General features: G+C 35.2%; 16 protein-coding genes, 1 tRNA gene and 1 pseudogene. 6 read left to right on the plus strand and 12 right to left on the minus strand.

The window, feature by feature from the left end:
* The first annotated feature begins 29 nt into the window (after nucleotides 1–29).
* Nucleotides 30–3,146 (plus strand): phosphoribosylformylglycinamidine synthase subunit PurL, encoded by a 3,117-nt coding sequence (locus tag AAGD89_RS02355; protein ID WP_341808676.1) that lies wholly within the window; start codon nucleotides 30–32, stop codon nucleotides 3,144–3,146.
* 44 nt (nucleotides 3,147–3,190) lie between these two features.
* On the opposite strand, the gene AAGD89_RS02360 is transcribed toward AAGD89_RS02355, so the two are convergent.
* Entirely contained in the window at nucleotides 3,191–3,556 is a 366-nt protein-coding gene (locus AAGD89_RS02360; RefSeq protein WP_341808677.1) for a hypothetical protein, read from the minus strand.
* A 275-nt stretch (nucleotides 3,557–3,831) separates the two neighbouring features.
* On the opposite strand from AAGD89_RS02360, the gene AAGD89_RS02365 reads away from it, so the two are divergent.
* Nucleotides 3,832–4,080, plus strand: a complete 249-nt coding sequence (locus AAGD89_RS02365; protein WP_341808678.1) for a hypothetical protein — start codon at nucleotides 3,832–3,834, stop codon at nucleotides 4,078–4,080.
* On the opposite strand, the gene fumC is transcribed toward AAGD89_RS02365, so the two are convergent.
* Nucleotides 4,073–5,455: a class II fumarate hydratase gene (gene fumC, locus AAGD89_RS02370; protein ID WP_341808679.1), complete on the minus strand. Its 1,383-nt coding sequence runs from the start codon at nucleotides 5,453–5,455 to the stop codon at nucleotides 4,073–4,075. The two genes, AAGD89_RS02365 and fumC, sit on opposite strands and share 8 nt — an antisense overlap.
* Nucleotides 5,456–5,608: 153 nt before the next feature.
* Complete coding sequence (locus AAGD89_RS02375) at nucleotides 5,609–6,112, minus strand: hypothetical protein (RefSeq protein ID WP_341808680.1); 504 nt, start codon at nucleotides 6,110–6,112, stop codon at nucleotides 5,609–5,611.
* Nucleotides 6,113–6,512: 400 nt separating this feature from the next.
* Here AAGD89_RS02375 and AAGD89_RS02380 point away from each other — a divergent pair, with 400 nt between their 5' ends.
* Nucleotides 6,513–7,025 carry a hypothetical protein gene (locus AAGD89_RS02380; RefSeq protein WP_341808681.1) on the plus strand — a complete coding sequence of 171 codons (513 nt, stop codon included), beginning with the start codon at nucleotides 6,513–6,515 and terminating at the stop codon, nucleotides 7,023–7,025.
* A complete protein-coding gene (locus AAGD89_RS02385) occupies nucleotides 6,955–7,971 on the plus strand; it encodes a hypothetical protein (protein WP_341808682.1) in 1,017 nt (338 codons plus the stop codon). The genes AAGD89_RS02380 and AAGD89_RS02385 overlap by 71 nt, the downstream gene beginning before the upstream one ends.
* Before the next feature lie 62 nt (nucleotides 7,972–8,033).
* Here AAGD89_RS02385 and AAGD89_RS02390 read toward each other — a convergent pair whose 3' ends face one another.
* The 8 genes and pseudogenes from AAGD89_RS02390 to tldD all read right to left on the minus strand — a co-directional run bounded on the left by AAGD89_RS02390 (nucleotide 8,034) and on the right by tldD (nucleotide 16,558).
* Nucleotides 8,034–9,896 (minus strand): ankyrin repeat domain-containing protein, encoded by a 1,863-nt coding sequence (locus tag AAGD89_RS02390; protein WP_341808683.1) that lies wholly within the window; start codon nucleotides 9,894–9,896, stop codon nucleotides 8,034–8,036.
* 72 nt (nucleotides 9,897–9,968) lie between these two features.
* Nucleotides 9,969–10,802, minus strand: a pseudogene (locus AAGD89_RS02395) (transposase).
* Between the two features lie 19 nt (nucleotides 10,803–10,821).
* Nucleotides 10,822–11,595 carry an ankyrin repeat domain-containing protein gene (locus tag AAGD89_RS02400; protein WP_341808684.1) on the minus strand — a complete coding sequence of 258 codons (774 nt, stop codon included), beginning with the start codon at nucleotides 11,593–11,595 and terminating at the stop codon, nucleotides 10,822–10,824.
* Between the two features lie 327 nt (nucleotides 11,596–11,922).
* Entirely contained in the window at nucleotides 11,923–12,582 is a 660-nt protein-coding gene (locus AAGD89_RS02405; RefSeq protein ID WP_341808685.1) for a VirB8/TrbF family protein, read from the minus strand.
* Between the two features lie 65 nt (nucleotides 12,583–12,647).
* Nucleotides 12,648–13,463, minus strand: a complete 816-nt coding sequence (locus AAGD89_RS02410; protein WP_341808686.1) for a hypothetical protein — start codon at nucleotides 13,461–13,463, stop codon at nucleotides 12,648–12,650.
* Between the two features lie 61 nt (nucleotides 13,464–13,524).
* Entirely contained in the window at nucleotides 13,525–14,355 is an 831-nt protein-coding gene (locus AAGD89_RS02415) for an AAA family ATPase (RefSeq protein WP_341808687.1), read from the minus strand.
* A gap of 8 nt (nucleotides 14,356–14,363) precedes the next feature.
* On the minus strand, nucleotides 14,364–14,975 hold the full coding sequence (locus AAGD89_RS02420; protein ID WP_341808688.1) for an L-threonylcarbamoyladenylate synthase: 612 nt from the start codon (nucleotides 14,973–14,975) through the stop codon (nucleotides 14,364–14,366).
* Nucleotides 14,976–15,127: 152 nt separating this feature from the next.
* Complete coding sequence (tldD, locus tag AAGD89_RS02425; protein WP_341808689.1) at nucleotides 15,128–16,558, minus strand: metalloprotease TldD; 1,431 nt, start codon at nucleotides 16,556–16,558, stop codon at nucleotides 15,128–15,130.
* 62 nt (nucleotides 16,559–16,620) lie between these two features.
* On the opposite strand from tldD, the gene AAGD89_RS02430 reads away from it, so the two are divergent.
* Together AAGD89_RS02430 and AAGD89_RS02435 are read left to right on the plus strand one after the other, a co-directional pair.
* Nucleotides 16,621–16,705: transfer RNA gene (locus AAGD89_RS02430), tRNA-Leu, on the plus strand.
* 71 nt (nucleotides 16,706–16,776) lie between these two features.
* Nucleotides 16,777–17,304: a hypothetical protein gene (locus AAGD89_RS02435; protein WP_341808690.1), complete on the plus strand. Its 528-nt coding sequence runs from the start codon at nucleotides 16,777–16,779 to the stop codon at nucleotides 17,302–17,304.
* On the opposite strand, the gene AAGD89_RS02440 is transcribed toward AAGD89_RS02435, so the two are convergent.
* Nucleotides 17,259–18,182, minus strand: a complete 924-nt coding sequence (locus AAGD89_RS02440) for an aspartate carbamoyltransferase catalytic subunit (protein ID WP_341808691.1) — start codon at nucleotides 18,180–18,182, stop codon at nucleotides 17,259–17,261. The genes AAGD89_RS02435 and AAGD89_RS02440 overlap by 46 nt on opposite strands.
* Between the last annotated feature and the right edge of the window lie 138 nt (nucleotides 18,183–18,320).

An 18,320-nucleotide genomic window follows, 5' to 3' on the forward strand; every position in this document is an offset into this window, starting at 1 on the left:
TGATATATTAAAATCTTTTATAATACTAAATGACAAACATCAGAATAGAAGTTTTAAATAAATGTGAACAAGTTGGTGTAGTTAACGTTTACACAATTCATATAAGCAAAGATCTTACACCAAAATTATACGAAGAAATCTGCGAACTATTTTATAACAAAGTCATTCAAGACTGCCGTTATTGCATCTACAATGAGAGCCTTGAAGAGATTCAATATGAATTTATAGTTCCACAAGCTGAGTGGGGCTTAGAGATAAGCTTTTTAGCTGGTATGACTGATAATGTGGCTAATACAGCGAAGCAAATAGTTAGAGAGTATTTAATAAGTATAGACCCCTCTGTCATTCCAGCGTGTGACGGTAAAATGGCATCGATTGAGATAAGCACTAAAAGTTCAAAATTAATTTTAGATAAAGGTGATATTCCAACTAAAGCTTATATAAAAGAGCAGTTTAATCCTATCACTGAGTATTGTACGCTCATCTATAAGGAAAATAGCAGTTATCATTGGAAATATTATGGTAAACTGAAGTGTGTCATTCCAGCGCTCTCTTACTTGTCATCCCAGTGCTCCGACACTGGAATGACAGAAAAAAAAACTAAGATGACAGTTGGTAGTGCTAAATCTGTTGACTTAAACGTGAGTGACCAGGAGCTTGAAAAAATCAGCAGGGATGGAATTAATGGTAACGGCACTCTGGGTCTTTCACTACCTGCGATGAAAGCTATAAAAGATTACTTTAACAAGCTCGGTAGAAGTCCATATGATATTGAACTCGAGTCTCTAGCGCAGACCTGGTCTGAGCATTGTAAGCACAACATTTTTTGCTCTCCTATTGATGAGGTAGAAGAAGGCCTATATGCACACTACATTAAGCGTGCAACACGTGAAATAAACTCTGATATATGTGTGTCAGTTTTCTCCGACAACGCTGGAGGAATAATTTTTGATGATGAGTACTTAATTGTAGATAAAGTTGAAACTCACAATAGCCCTTCAGCTCTTGATCCATTTGGTGGAGCAATGACTGGTGTACTTGGAGTTAATCGTGATATAGTTGGTTTTGGTAAGGGCGCAGAGCCTATAATGAATACCTATTATTTTTGCTTTGCTAAGGAAATAAAAGGCAAACTTTATAGAGACAAAGAATGCACTGATGAGATTTTACCACCAAAATATATAATGAAAGAAGTGATTCACGGTGTAAATGTTGCTGGCAACTGCTCAGGCATTCCAACACAACTTGGATCGGTATATTTTGATGACAGATTTTGTGGAAAGCCATTAGTTTTTGTTGGGAGCGTAGGAATTATTCCACGCAATATAAATAATGCACCTTCACACATCAAGGGACCTAAAAATGGTGATAAGATTGTAATTATTGGCGGAAGGGTTGGCAGAGATGGAATTCATGGGGCAACATTTTCTTCAGAGGCGTTGTCAGGAAACAGCCCTTCAACTGTTGTGCAGATTGGTGACCCTATAACCCAGAAAAAATTATCCAATGCCGTTATAGAAGCAAGAGATCTTGGTCTTTATAATGCAATAACAGATAACGGAGCTGGAGGTCTTGCATCTTCTGTTGGCGAAATGGGAAAAAATGGATTTGACGTGGATTTAAGCAAAATTCTACTGAAAAATGATGACATGGCTCCATGGGAAATGTGGATATCGGAGTCACAAGAGAGAATGACTTTAGCAGTACCGGAAAAAAATCTCCCATTGTTTCAGCAAATCATGAAAAAACATGATGTGGAGGTCAGTGTGATCGGAGAGTTTAATGATAGCATGAGGGCTAGGGTTCGAGTCTCATCACTCGCACTGGTAATGGATATCGAAACTGAATTTTTGCATGATGGTAATCCTAAAGTGCACTTGAAAACAAAGCCGTGGACTGGAGGTTCTTCTGTCATTCCAGTGCGTGACACTGGAATCCAGCAGGCTTTGCCTGAAAACATTTTCTACCAAAATCCATGCGATGGTGGAATTGAACGTAAAATTGAACGTAAAATAGATTTCAGTGTCAGCTACTCGAATGACACTATTGTTATTGAACTAAAAGAAATGCTAAGCAGGCCAAACATATGCAGTAAAGAGTTTATAGTGGTTCAATATGACCATGAAGTTCAAGGATCATCAGTGCTAAAGCCATTGCAAGGTAAAGGCAGAGTGTGCAGTGAAGCCGTTGTCTCAAGACCGATTCTTTCCTCAAGTAAAGGTGTTATAAAATCGCAAGGGTTTGGCTCAAGCTATGGAGAAATTGACACCTATCACATGGCAGCATGTGCGGTTGATACCGCAATACGTAATTACGTAGCTGCAGGTGGAAATATAAGCCACTTGGCATTACTTGATAATTTTTGTTGGTGCGATGCTTATAACCCAGAAAGATTGTGGCAATTGAAAAGAGCTGCAGAGGCGTGCTATGATTACGCTACTGCCTTCAAAACGCCATTTATATCTGGTAAAGATAGTATGTTTAACGACTTTAAGGGATATAATGAAAATGGTGAAGAAGTAATGATATCTGCACCACCTTCATTGCTCATCTCAGCAATTGGAGTTATAGAAAATATTGAAAATGCGGTATCGCTCGATGTCAAAATGCCGGGTGATTTAATATACATACTTGGAGAAACTCACGATGAACTTGGTAGATCGGAATACCAGCTGCATAGTGGGACGGGTAATAACAATGTGCCAAAAGTTGATGCAAAAAGCGCTAGAAAATTGTATGAATGCTACAATCAAGCAATAAAAGATGGCATCATTGCTTCCGCGATTGCACCAAATCTGGGAGGTTTAATTATAGCTTTAGCAAAATCGCTTATTGCGGGTGATCTTGGTGCTGAAATAGATCTCTCACTAGTGCCAGCAGTGGAAATACAAAATACAGATATGGTGAACAAGGTAATAATGTTCTCTGAGTCGCAAAGTAGAATATTAGCGACTGTTGCACCGCAAAATCAGAAAAAGTTCGAAGAATTATTTCAAGGTATAGTTTATTCACATATTGGTAAAGTAACAGAAGAAAAAGTATTGAATATAAAGGATGTCATGGAAGTGGATATAAAAAGTTTGGCAGATAGTTATAGAAGGTTTAATCAGTGCTATAAACTAAATACTGAGGGCTATTTATTGTAACAAACCTTCTATAAAGTTAAACTTAAGCGGTTATGCGTTACCTATTAAACCATCTCCATGTCAATAAGAGACAAGCCCTGACCGTCTTGTTGATAGCCGAGATATCTATTATCAGGAACCTCGAATTCAACCCATGCCTTGCTATCCAGACACACAGGCTCTGTTAGTAAGCGACACTCTTGTGTCCCAAAATGTATAGATCCTTTCTCACTGGGATAACGGGAATGAATTATTAAACTACTCATTCCATTATCTACTGGATCAATGCTTGCATAGTAATTTGCTTCACTGGCAGGATCTTTTGGATCCTTCAGTGATTTTATAGTATAACTCTTAGCGCCAGCGCCGTACTTACTCATGTCATAAACCTTGTAATCAGTTACGTGATTGAATTTTATACTACTTTTCATAATTGTTTCCTATATTTAAGAATATGCCATATTATATATAAATATAATAAAAATTTTCTTAAGTGGATCGGAAGAATTTAGAAAAAAGTTATCGAAGCACGCTAATCTGGAAATTTTTCTTTTTTTGGTAGGTAAGGTGATTATGATGGCTTCATTTATATTGGGAAGTACTATAGTAATTGGAAACGGTATTATACCATCTGTTATTTACAGAGAGTTAATACATTTATAACACATTAAGTTTAAATTGAGCCTAATGTTGGAGTTTTGCAGATATGACAAACTTTTCGCTTATTTTGCTGTTAATTCTATTTCCTATGTTGGCGTTATCCGTAAGTGTTGAAAAAAACTGCAATTATACGTATTATCCCAAATTAGACTCTTCTGTTGCTGATGAATTACACGTTATAAAGCAAAATTATTATAGATATGGTAATGAGTTGAAAATATTGGCAGATGCACGAATAAAGGAAATAAAAGAAACTACTTTAAATATTAATGACACTGATGATAAATCTATTTGAAATTCACCATTTCTTCTGGCTTGACTATCTTTTCAAATTCTTCCTCAGTAAGTAACTGAAGTTTTACTGCCGCTTCTTTTAGAGTAATATTCTCTTTATAAGCAAGTTTTGCTATTTTCGCTGCATTGTCATAGCCTATATGTGTGTTTAATATAGTGACTAGCATTAACGACTGATTCAGTAAATTTTTTATTCTCTCTTTATTTGCTTGAATACCAATAACGCATTTTTCCGTGAAATTTAAACTTGCATCAGCTAAGAGTCTTATAGACTGCAAAACATTGTAAATTATCACTGGCTTAAATACGTTTAGTTCAAAATGACCGTTTGAACCGCCAATTGTCACAGCAACATGATTTCCCATAACTTGAGCACACACCATAGTTACCGCTTCACACTGAGTTGGATTTATTTTGCCCGGCATGATTGAAGATCCAGGTTCGTTTTCTGGTAATGTTATTTCACCAATTCCACACCTCGGACCAGAACCAAGTAGCCTTATGTCATTTGCAATTTTCATTAAGCTCACTGCTACTGTATTTAATGCTCCACTCAGCTGAGTGAGTGCATCATTTGCTGCCAGAGCTTCAAATTTATTACTTGCTGAAGTAAATGGTAGGCCAGTGATTTCTGAAACTTCTCTTGCAAAATCCTCGGCAAAACCTTTTTTAGTGTTGAGTCCCGTGCCAACTGCAGTACCTCCTTGCGCAAGCTCATATACATCGCTCAAAGTTGATTTTATCCTTTTTATTCCCTTTTCGATTTGAACTGCATAGCCAGAAAACTCTTGCCCTAAAGTCAAAGGTGTTGCGTCCTGCAAATGAGTACGTCCTACTTTTATTATTTCCTTAAATTCCTGAACCTTATCACTCAGCGCCTTGTGCAATTCTTGCATGTTTGGAATAAGTAAGTGGTTTACCTGCTCTGCTGCTGCTATATGCATTGCAGTTGGAAAAGTGTCATTGGATGATTGACCATAATTCACGTGATCGTTTGGATGGACCGGAGATTTGCTTCCCAATTTACCGCCCAAAATCTGTATCGTGCGGTTGCTAATCACTTCATTCATGTTCATATTAGTCTGTGTTCCAGATCCGGTCTGCCACACAACTAGGGGAAATTCACCACTCAATTTTCCATCTATTACTTCCTGTGCAGCTGTGCAGATTGCATTTCCTATTTTTTCATCTATAGTACCCTGTCTCATGTTTACCTTAGCTGCCGCAAGTTTCACCATTGCCAACGCTCTAATTAGAGGTTCTGGCATTTTTTCCGTACCAATTTTGAAATTCTCCAAAGAACGCTGAGTTTGCGCTCCCCAATAGTGTTCATTTGGTACTTTTACTTCCCCTAAGCTATCTGACTCTATTCTCACTGTACCTCCTTCTTGATGTCATTCCAGTGCGTGACACTGGAATCTCATTTTACTTTTCAAACTCGCTGCCGATTAGCATCATTTGTTAAGTATGATGTTCATATATAGCACCAGTGTCAAGCTCTGTAGTGACACTGGAAAGGCTAAGTTTGTTTACTTATGGCGCACATTGGATATTAGTGATTTGGTTTCTGTAGAGAGTGTTTCAAGGCTCCCTCTTGGCGTATTTGAGTTAGCAGGAGAAGTGTTTCTTTCTTCTTCTTTTCCATGTTTAATTCCCTGATAGAAACAGAATACAACAAAACCAAACGTAGCCATTACTGCGAGAGAACTTGCTACAATACAAATCGCCATTATCTTGTCTGAATCCCCAGCTACTTCTGCAACATCCCCTACTAGTGCTGCAGTATCTCCTGCAATACCTGCTCCATCTGATGCTCCTTGGGCTGCTTCAAACATATCTAGTTTTATACCAAATGCATCAACCTTGTTTAATGCCGCATCAGCTGTGTTTAATGCTTCGTTAGCTGTTCCCGATACTTTTTCAACTGTAGCCCCAATTTTGTTAACCGTATCTTCTAGTGTATGGAGTTCAGTATCTATCCGTTGATAATTGTCAAAATCTGAAGCAAAGAAACCTCTGTTAAATGTAGCCATTTTTAACCTCACTATTAATTAAATATATTACAATTGTATATTTTTGATTCTTAAGTTAGCGTTAATTTAGCTGTTGTTGTGCATTTACCTTTTAATAATATCGCTTGACTCACTTTTAGCTTGCGGAAGGGCTTTAAATCAGATTTGTTACCCCAGCACCAATTTTTGTCATCCCAGTGCATTCAGGGGCTTGTTATCCCAGTAGCCCTTCTCTTGTCATCCCACTCTTGTCATCCCAGCGCACCCATGTTTGTCATCCGAGTAGCTGACACTGGGATCTTATTAATTTTATATTAACTTTACTATAAACTTAATATAATTTAATCAAATAATATAGTTGACTTATTTATAAAAATATATAATAATTATACTATATTTATTTTTAAATGGAGAAGGAAGTATGCGACTTTACAATAGAGGAACTATTGATATTGGAAGTGCAGTAGACTATTTACTTGATATGGGATATGGAAATCATTTTTTTCCTGAGGATTTACAGGATATAAGTCTAAAAGATTTTAGGTTAGTATTTCTTGGTGAGAATTCTGAACGATTGATTAGAATGATAATGCAAAATCATTACAAAGATCTCTTTAATGCAGCTAGTCGTTTACGTATTTTAGAAGAATGCCTTAGCATGGAGGTAGAAAAAGACGAATTTCAAGGGAATTTATCGGATTATCTGCAATACAGAGTAGATAGGAACGATGATTTTTCTGAAAAATATATTGATGTGCTTGATATAATTCAAGGAATACAAAAGGCTGAACTTGAAGTTCCAGCTCAATCGAGACAACCTGTTGATCAAAGCAATGAAGCTTGTATGGAAGAGGGACTAAATCTTGATATCACCTCCTTCTTCAGAAGATGGGCAGGAACAAGCTCAAGGAGGAGAAAGTGTGTTAAGTTATGATAAATTACATGAGAATCAAAGGAATTTATTTGATACAGTAGTTAAAGGTATGAAACTAGAATTCCGAAAAAGTCTTTATGAAATATTTACAAGTCCTGATTGCTCAGAAGATTTAAATGCAGTTTTAAGCGCAAAGCGAGATGAGAATGGAAACGTCTTCTCAATTCTGACTTATTGTTTTTACGAAGAAAATATTATTTTCAATAATTTTTATGAGCTAATTGGATTAGCTGATAAATATCAAGATGCTTTTCGTAAACTTTTTGAGGAAGAGTCAACTATAGATGGTAAATCTTATACAGCATTGAGTTATGCTAGAGAACATAGTAGTAGGTTGGGGACGGCGCTTGAGAAGGTGATTGAAGAAAAGATGAAAAAGCTTGGACTTAAAGTTCCAGCTCAACCGAGCCAACCTGTTGACCAAAGCAATGTACCTTTTGTGGGAGAGGGACTAAATCTTGGTGCATTACCTCTTCCTACACAGGAACAATTAAATGGAACAGTTGGCTCTTATTCTCGTGGAACAAGTATATCATCCGATAGTTCAGGTGATGAAGGCCAATCACCTGCAGGTCCAAGCGATCCAGATTATGCCACTCATTTACGTGGAACGAGCGTATTATCTGATAATGATAACACCAGCGAAAAATCTCCAACCTTCTGGGATAAAAACAAAGGAAAGATTGCAGCAGTGTCATGTATTGCGGGTATGTTATGTGTAGCTGGTGCTTTATTTGCCGGGTTGCCTTTTGGAATTGCGTGTGCTGCAGGTGTTATAGGAGGACTGGCAATACTAGCAGCAATAGGAATAGCAGGTGAAATGGTTGATGATAAAGTCAGTAACATGGCAACAGAGTATGGGATAAGCAAATCGGAAGCTGCTGGAACTATGTTGAAGGATTTGTTTTCTAAGAAACCGGATCATCTTCGATATAGTAATGTATAATATAAATCATTCAATTTTCTGTAAATAGTGCTTGTAATTACAAGCACTCTCCCTTAAATTGCTTAGAATTTAGTTATTTCCTCATATTCCTTTTGATTTTGCATGTCTTGATCGTTGATACCCTTAACAGCAACTTTTTGGATCCGTATATCATCAATTGTTTTTCTTACTGCCTTCTTCCATCGCTTTTGTGCTTTTGTGCAAAATAAATCTGAAAGTAATATTTCAGCTACTTTTTTCTGTAAAGGGGTTTTGTCATTGTGAGTTGTTTTTAAATCATCAAGGCATTTTTTTTGATTGTCTGGTTCGCTACCTTCTCCTACTGCTGCTTCAACGTATTGTTGAATTTGTTTGTTTAAATCTTGAGTTTCGTCATATTCTCCTTTTTGAATTTCACCAATTTTAGTGTTAATTTTTTTTATTTCCTCTTCATATGTATTAGATATCTTTTCTGATTGATTGAGTTTTCTTTTAGCATACAAAAGACAGTTATTTAAGGAAGCATTAACAATTGGGACAGAAATCGCAAAATAAAAAAGTTCGCGCTTTCCGAAAAAATCCCCTTCAAAAAAAGACCTGATACCAACTAAAGCCATAATATTAGTATAAATAATACTAAAGTAAGCAAATTTGCTTAAAAACTGATTATCCAGTTTATCATGAAACCTTTTCTTTAATTTTTTCATTTGGAAAGAGAAGTCTGAAAAGATCTTTAGTACAGGAATGGCGTTGCTTTTTAAAACATAATCATAAATAGTCTTATCATATTTGTCTTTAGTATGCAGAATTTCGTCTTTATTTGATACATTATACGTTAATAGCTTGCGCAACCCACCCTTAATACAATTATCTATTTCTTCAGCAGCAAATTGAGTATTGATGCTTAAAAGCAGCTTTACCATCTCCAAATTTTCTTGATCAACTGCGTAATATAGTGGCATCCTGCCATTATCGTCTTGATGATTAATTTCTTTGCTGATATCAACTTTATGTTTTTTCAACTCCTTCAAAAGGAATTCCATAAAGCTTGCGTTTCCACTTGCAGCAACATAATGTAATATGGTTTTATTATGGTGATCACGAATAAGTTTTCCTTGATCAACAAAATCTGCACCATTTTGTATAAGGGCCTCAAAGCATTCTCTATTTCTTGTGGAATGTAACGGTGTTCTTCCATACTCATCACATGCATTAATATTATATATTCGATCGAAACTTTTCATTGCTGCTATAACAAGATTAAGATACTCTATGCCTCCGCCAGCGCCAAGGTGTAACGCATTAGCCCGTATGTTATCGCAAGCATGAATTTTCCCACCTGCATCTTTTAATAATTTAGCACAGTCTTCATGGTTTCCACTAATGGCTAAAAGGAATGGCGTTTCGCCATTCAGAGTTTTGCTGTTAATGTAATCTTGTTCATTTTTGCTATGAGAAATAAGTAATTCAATACAAGATACGTGCCCGTAGATAGAGGCAATATGTAATGGATTCATTCCATTTTTATCAACGAGATCAATTTTTGCTCCTCTTTTGCACAATAATTCAATACATTCCCTATTCCCCTCTTTTGCAGCATAATGTAGAGGTGTATTACCATCTTCATCCTGCATATTTATTTCTTGACTTAGATCAATTCGATATTTTGTTCTATCCCTTTCCAACTGATTTATAAGAAACTGAAGACAATTACCCGTTTTACTTTGAGCAGCGTAATGCAATAAAGAACGCCCCTTTGCGTCTTTGATAATCCAATTTTTACTATTACTTAGATGAACCGGATTTCTTTTTTCGATTCCCTGTCCTATTATAAATTTTAATAAATCTTCTTCATCCGATTGAGCAGTATGGTGTAATATTGTAGCACCATCTTCATCTTTTCTTCCGATTTCAAATTCTGAGTTAAATCCATCTACCGTAATCAATAGACCCCCTGCGAAACAACGTGAAGCAAGTTGCTGATAAAATCTGGTAAGAAATCCCCAGCCTAAAAATTATTAAAAACTATGCCTCAAATTCACAATTCCTGCTATAATATTAAATCTCATGTTGTATTTCTTCTGAAAATTGCGGTAAACATTTGACATTATTTTGAAGATTTTTATCTCGCGAATCTTATTTTCCACACGCATCCTGAACGATGCCAGCTTCCGATTATGCTCCTTTTGCTCCTCCGTTAGTGGCTTTTTACGGTGTTTTTTGTACGGAATCACAACGTTTTTCTGCAGTTTTTGCCAACCTTGATACCCAGAATCGGCATATTTTATGCTATCTTTGGCCAACAATTTTTCCTGTTTCCTTATGCGAAAATCATGCATTCGACCTCTATGCGACTTCGAAATCGACAGAATTTGCCCATTTCCCTCGATCACAATTTCGGTTTTTATTGTGGTTGCTTTCTTTTTTCCGGAATAACTTTTCTTACGTTTTTTGCTGTCTTTCGGCCGCTGTATCGGTTGCTCCGTGACGTCTGCTAAAATTTTTAAAATCCTTTCTGGCGTCAGCGTTCTATCCTTTTTTATAGTAATTTTTTTGGCCAATAATGGCTACATTTTCTTAAAAAGTCGGCAAATATTTGAGTTGTGCAAATTAAACAAAAACCCTAAAAATGGATGCGTTATGTACGTTCTGTAATAAATTAGAACACATAAAATCCTGTCTTCTAGCTCCTCAACATGCGATTTTCTTCCGTGACATTTCTTTTTCGCCTCCATTTTTTCCCACTCTGGACGCACTTTTGCCACAATTTTTTCAAATTCAGATGTTGTGAGCCCTGTCAATTGTCTAAAAATATATGGTGTTCTTGCTATTTTTACGTAACTTATTGCCATCTTCCCTCTTCTAAAACTTTCATTTTACATGCTTTTTAATGTTTTTCATCTGTTTTTTACCTTTTCGCAGGGGGTCTAATGAAGTGTAAAAGTCTACAAAATATTCACAACTTCCACTCATTGCAGCATAAAACAGCAGGCTTTTACCACTTTCATCTGCAATTAATTCACCATCATCTATAAGTGTTAGACCGCATTTATACAGATAACTTATATATTGTGTGCCAACACCAGATTTAGTAGCATAATGTAGTAACGTGCAATGCTTATTATCCCTAGAATCAAGATTTCGATTGATAGCTGATATGCCTATCAAATACTCAACACATTCTTTTAACCTTTTTATAGCAGCAGAGTGTAATGGTGTATGACCCTGATTGTTTTTTATAATTCTCGCTCCATTTTTTATAAGAGACTCTATACAACCCACATTAGATGCATAATGTAAAGGGGTATTACCATACTCATCTTGCCTGTTAATTTCGCTTCCATCGCATTTCGATTTTTTAAGAATAGTTTCAAGTGTTTCTTGCTTACCAGCAATAGCTGCATAATGCAAAGGAGTTCTTCCATCAATGTCTTTCTTAAATTTTGCCTTTTTATTTATTAATTTTTTAATAGCATTTGTATCTCCGTCCTGTGCAGCCAAATGTAAAAGCGTCATATTTTTCTCGTAAGTGAAAAAATGTTTCCATTGGTTTAGGCTTGCATGATCACCATAGCCACCACTTTTGCTTTTAAATGTTATGTTATAATAGTGTTTTAAATTCTCTTCACTTACAGCAGGACCCATTTCTGCTTTAAGATTATTGTTTTCTTCTATTTCAATAGCAGTTTCCTCCTTTGATTTGTTATACCAGATAGCTCCTGTGTGCGTTGGAGTGCTGCCTTTTGATATAATGATCCATATTTATTGCTGCTTTGATATTCATATTCTTTTACCATAATTTTACCACTATTGTTTACATAATGTGTTAATTACAGTAATTTACTTGAAAGGTATAGAAAAATTATTATGTAAATTAAATAAATTTTACTTTGGACAAAACTATGGATTAGAAAATACTAAAATATTTACAATTAGTGATTAAGTTTATCAATGTGGGTGTGTTTTACAAAACTACCTTAGCTTATAACCGTTAACAATAAATTTAAATGATATTATGCCACTCAGAGCTGCCTGTATATTCGGTAAAGTAAAGCTGATCTCAACAATCTGATCTTTTACTTTCTTATTTTGCTCAGTTGTGAAAACTACAGTAGCATTTCCAGCAAATGTAACTAGATCCTTGATTGTTCGGTCAATAAATAATTTTACTACATTTACGTTAACAATGCTCATTTTAGATGAACCAGACTCATTGTTCATTCTATCTTGAAAGCTTTGGTAGACTTTATGTGTAGAGTTGTTTTTTATAAAATTTCCTTGGTACTCTGGTTCAACAACTTTATTTGATTCATATATTTCGACATATTTGCTTACTAAATACCTTGCTACGGCAGCATACTCATCTTCTTTTTTATTAAAACTAAGTTTATATATTACAGAAAATTCATCTTCTGCATGGTTCACATACTTCACAAAATTTAAATCTTTTTTAACGGGAAATAATAAGTATATATTGAGCAGTAATAAACATAAGCATACCAGCAGAAACGACACTATTAATGCAATCCAAGACCTTTCTGCTACACAAAACAAGTATCTGTGGCAATACCATTCAACCGCTTTGCTAAAATAGCTTTTGTTTTTTACTGATTCAAGCAATTTATCTTCCATAATATAATGCTACTGAGCTTAATTGTATTATTATAACAATAAAACAATTAGATACTCTAAAAACTTTAAAATATATCTAAATTACTTATAGGATGAAGTAGTGTACTGTCCAGCACATTATCAGATTTTACAATAAGGTGAAATTCGTCGCTTTCGCTCATATCCATATTTATTCTTTTCACCTTGAATTCTTCTGGGCCATAAATATTACTTTCTGCACTATTGTGATAATTACAATAGTTTAAGCGATCTTTGTTGTCAAAATAACCAAGTTCATCTACTAGCGTTCCGATTTTTCTACCTCTAGCACCTTGGGCTAACTCAAATAAATCGACTGCATGATTTTGAGATCCAGGTTCAATATCTCCTTCTGCAATTAAAAAGGAAGGTGCGTGACTGACAGGCTCCTTAAGATCTGTATTGTAAATTTTTTTTATACTATTGAAATTTATAAATTTATATTCATCTGAAACACTAGAGTATTTAGGGTCATACTTTTTGTACTCAAAAAATTCACTACCTAGGGCATTACAAAAGATTAACTTATAATCATCGTAACCAAATTTGACGACTTTAAGGTAATGAAAATCCCTAGGAATTTTTACTTCTTCTGCTGTAATATGATTACGTATAATCAGCTCACCACCCAACATACGATAGCTAACTATTGGCAAAGTAGCTCTGACTTCATCGTTTAACTTAATCTGTGCTTCATAATAAATGCTATTGGGTAATAATTCGGCTCTTTTTTTTAAAGTTATTTTCTGATTCAGCGCAGAAAGTTCTTCTTGAATTTTTATGATGGCATTTGTCAAAATTCTTATTGATTCCCATACGGTTAATAAAGAATTTTTATGAGGATCTTCTTTAGAATCAGCCAAAACGTATATTTTATACTAAATTATAGAATTTTATCATAAATTTATGTTAAAAGTATTATATTTAGAAAACTTCGGTTATGATGTTAATTACATTAGCTAAAACATGCTTTTTATCTAAGTGAAGCTGTCTTGCAGCAACAAAAAGCTCATCTATTTTTTTCCACTGGCTGAGTAAAATTTCAATATTATTTGTACCTTTCTTTACAATTTTTAAAATAAACCTCTGAATTATATCAGATGCTAATTCCAGTTCAATTTTGCTATTAATTAATTTATTAATTGTATCAGGATCATTTAAATTGTGAAAGAGTGTGTAAAAGCATCTATATTCTTCATAAGCATCTTTATCCAGTACATTTATTATTATTCCTGGCATTCCAGGAAATAGAGTGTTAACCTCGTTAAATATTTGATCATCAAATTCGCATTGAAAAGAAACAACTTGTTTTGTTTCATCATAGGTAAGCGGCAATAAATTCAGTTGAAAACACCTACATTTAATAGTAGTTTGGATGTCATGAGGTTTATGGCTAATTATGAATATTTTAGAATTTTTTGGTGGTTCTTCTAATGTTTTCAATATTGCGTTCTTAGCGTTATTGGTCATCGCTTCTAAGCTATCTATTACAGCTACCTTGTATTCTGATTGAATAGGGCTTAAGTGCAGAAAATTTTTCATCTCTCTGATTTTTTCTATTCCTATTGTATCACCTTCAACAATGTGCAGGTCCAATGCTGCTGACTCATAACTTTTTATGAGCAGCCAGTTGGAAAAGGACTTTGCAAGCGTTGCTTTTCCTATACCTTTTTTGCCACAGATCAGCCAAGATTGAACAGGCAAGTTATTCATTATTTTTTTTTTAGCTTGGTTGTGACCTATCACTTTTTTCATGCTTCTTCCTATAGATCTGAGCTTGAAAGCGCTTTATTTAATGCTTGTATTGAAACTGTACCTTCCCTTAAAACCTTAATTTTATCTCCAGTTAAGTCAACAATGGTTGATTCTACACCTGAAACTGATTCATCATATTCAAACACTGCAGACAAATGTTGCTTAATGGACTCAGGTATATCTTCTACCTTGGACACACTCTTTTCTCCTGAAACATTTATACTGGTTGCAACTATTGGGACGTTTAGTTCGTTTAATATTGAAATTGCAATTGGATGATCAGGTATTCTTATACCTATGCTGCCTTTAAAGAATTCGCTCGGCAATATTGTGTTGTTTTTAAGTGGTAAAATATAGGTGATCGGCCCAGGAGAAAATCGGTTTATTAAATCAGTATATTCTTCCTTTACTTTTGCTATTTTTGCTAAATCGTGAGTATCACGAACAAATATGGATAGTGGCTTGGTTTGAGAGCGTCTTTTTATCTCATATACTTTTTTTATTGCTTCAGAGCTCAGAGCATTGCAAGCAAGAGCATATACTGTTTCTGTTGGGAAGCATACTAACAAATTACTCTCTATTGCGTTCACTAAGTCTTTTGCAACGCTTTCTGTTATCATCTTTGTAAAATCATTTAAATATCATTAACAAATTATCATCGCAAAAATCCAACCATACAAGGCAATTTAAGAATAGAAGGTCTTATGTATAGACGCTTTGCTCCTTCTCTTTTTTTTTAACTACCAAATTTTCATGCGTAGGCCTTGAAAGGTTATACTTCAGTTCCGCCAACAGTTATTGAATCAACTTTAAGCGTTGGCTGGCCAACTCCAACTGGTATGCTCTGTCCATCTTTGGAGCATGTACCAACACCTGGGTCTAACTTAAGATCATTGCCAATCATAGACACTTTTTTCAGCACGGTTGGACCATCCCCAATGAGTGTTGCTCCCTTAACTGGCTGTGTAACTTTACCATTTTCTATTAAATAGGCTTCCGAAGAGGAAAAAACAAATTTTCCCGATGTTATATCAACCTGTCCACCGCCAAAATTTACTGCATATAGCCCTTTCTTCACACTAGATATTATTTCTTCTGGTGTGTGCTTTCCAGGTAACATATAAGTGTTTGTCATACGTGGTATAATAATTTCTTTGTAACTTTCTCTTCTGCCGTTACCAGTTGGCTTAACATCCATAAGTTTAGCGTTCATATGATCCTGCATGTAACCCTTGAGGATCCCATCTTCTATCAATACATTATAGCCAGATGGAGTGCCTTCATCATCTATACTAATAGAACCACGTAAATTAGGTAGGGTTCCGTCATCAACTATTGTGATACCACTAGCCGCTATTTGTTTACCTATAGAATTTGAAAATGCTGAAACTTTTTTGCGATTAAAATCACCTTCGAGCCCATGGCCTATAGCCTCATGCAATAGAACTCCTGGCCAACCTGATCCCAAAACAACTGTCATTTCTCCAGCTGGAGATGGTGCTGCTTCAAGATTTATTAATGCTTGTGCCAGGGCTTGATTTGCAACATCTTTCCACTTCTTCTCGGAAACAAATTCACTATAGGAGTCTCTTCCACCATGCCCTGCAGAACCTCTTTCGATTCGACCATTTTTCTCTATAACAACCAGTACATTAAAGCGCACTAGAGGCCTTATATCGCTTACTCTGTAGGCACCATCCTTTATTATTTGTACAACTTGCCATTCCCCGCTTAAAGTTATTTTTACTTGCTTTACAGAACTATTTTTGAATCTTACGTATTCATTTACTTTATTAAGTAGCTTAATTTTTGAACTTAAATCTATTTCTTTGATTGGGTTAACTCTTGAATATAATTTTTTTGTCTCTTCATTTAAATTTACTGAATTGGTTTTATTCAGTGCAGATGAGTGCTTTACTATAGAAGCTGCGTTACTGATTTCTTTTTCGCTAATTTCAGAGGAACAAACGAAAGATGTACTATCGCCACAAAAAGACCTTAAACCAAACCCTCTCCTGGTATTTAAATCCACATGCTTTAATATATTATCATCAAAAAGTAGAGATTCTGACTGGCAAAATTCTAAAAATAGCTCGCCACCATCACTGTTGCTCAAAGCGCTATTGACTATTTTATATACGTTATTAATATTAACATTGTTTTGAGCAAAAAATATTTGATCTAGATTTATATTGTCTGGCATCGGCTTTAAACTAAAGATTGTTTAAGTATATTACTTAATCTTAACGCAGTAAACTATAAAAAGCCCGGGTGGCGGAATTGGTAGACGCGCTAGCTTCAGGTGCTAGTAACTTTTTAAGTTGTGGAAGTTCAAGTCTTCTCTCGGGCACTCTTAAATTTCCACATTGCTTACTAAGTTAATTAATGCTATAATTTGGCATACTCAATGATGTTTACGCTATGCGTAGTGAAAAAGAAAGGTTAGCTGGCAGAAGGGAAGTAAGAGCTGATTTAAAATTTGTAGTTACTACATTATCTACCGCATTTCTTGCTGGGTACATAGCAGCATTGGTCATTGGTATTTCTGATTTTGATTTACATTTCGCTATTGCTGGTACTATACTAAGTGCAGCTTCACTTGCTTTAAATATATGGTCGCTAGCTGACCATTTTCTAAAACGTGATGCTAATAAGAAAATTGGAATAGAAGGAACTCCAGAGCAAAAGAAAAAGTTGACAAAGATATATTTGGATATTGCATCTAGTATTTCGTTTTTAGCAGGAGGGGTTGCATCTTTAGCATGTAATCCAGCAACTTTGTCTTTGCACGAGGCTTCCATTATCTTCTTCGTTTCTACATCTTTTTTTATTTTAGGCTGTGCTATTATGGCAGTTAATATTATCAGGAGGTGCGCAGACAGCAAACCACAAACACAAGAAGATTACGTAAGCGTTGCTAAGGTAAAAGATCCTGCAATAGGTAGATAATACAGAACTGCCTTACGTACTGCCAATCCACATTCTACTTGCTGTAAAATAACATCATCTGCTATATCACTGCTAATCTCAACTCCTCTATTTACTGGTCCTGGGTGCATAACGATCGCATTTGTTTTTGCGCATGATAGCTTTTGCGAGTCAAGCCCATATAAATGGAAATATTCTTTCTCCGAAGGAACAAAACAACTATTATCCATCCGTTCTTTCTGCAATCTGAGGAGCATAATCACATCAGCTTCCTTTATACCTTCAATTAACGAATAATGTATTGAGTCTACTTCAGGAAAACTCTTGCAAATCAAAGTTGGTGGAGCAACTAAACTTATTTTTGCTCCAAACATTTTTAGCAATCTTATATTTGATCTTGCAACTCTACTATGCAAAATATCGCCACATATTACAATTTTGAGATCCTTTATTTGCTTTTTATGACTGCTAATTACAAGGTAGTCTGCAAGGGCCTGAGTTGGATGCTCACTTCTTCCATCGCCTGCGTTGATTAACGAGCAGCTAACGTGCTCAGCCAACGTATTAATAATACCACTATTTTTGTGCCTGATTATTATGTAATTAGGATTCATAGCATTTAGCGTTTTAACCATGTCCTTTAGATCTTCTCCTTTGTTAATAGAAGAAGATTTTACTGGTAAAGTTACAACGTTTGCTCCAAGGCTTTTTGCTGCTATTTCAAAAGATGCAAGTGTACGTGTTGAATCTTCAAAGAATAAATTTATTACTGTTTTATTTTTTAAGATATTAGCATTTGCTACTTCTTTTTTAAGGTACTGATTAGCCAATTTAGTTATATTTTCTACATCGTTGATTGTAAAATCCGAGATGCTTAACAAATTCCTTCCGCTCTTCATAGCTTTCTATTAACATCACTCAATTACTTGAATTTATTCTACTTGCCTTTTGCTTTTTTTTCAATAGAGCTCTTGTACAACAGCTGTTTTGGTAAGATGAAGGATATTTAGAAATTATCCACAAATCAATAGACTCAA

The sequence above is a fragment of the Wolbachia endosymbiont (group E) of Neria commutata genome (assembly GCF_964026735.1).
Lineage (GTDB): Bacteria > Pseudomonadota > Alphaproteobacteria > Rickettsiales > Anaplasmataceae > Wolbachia.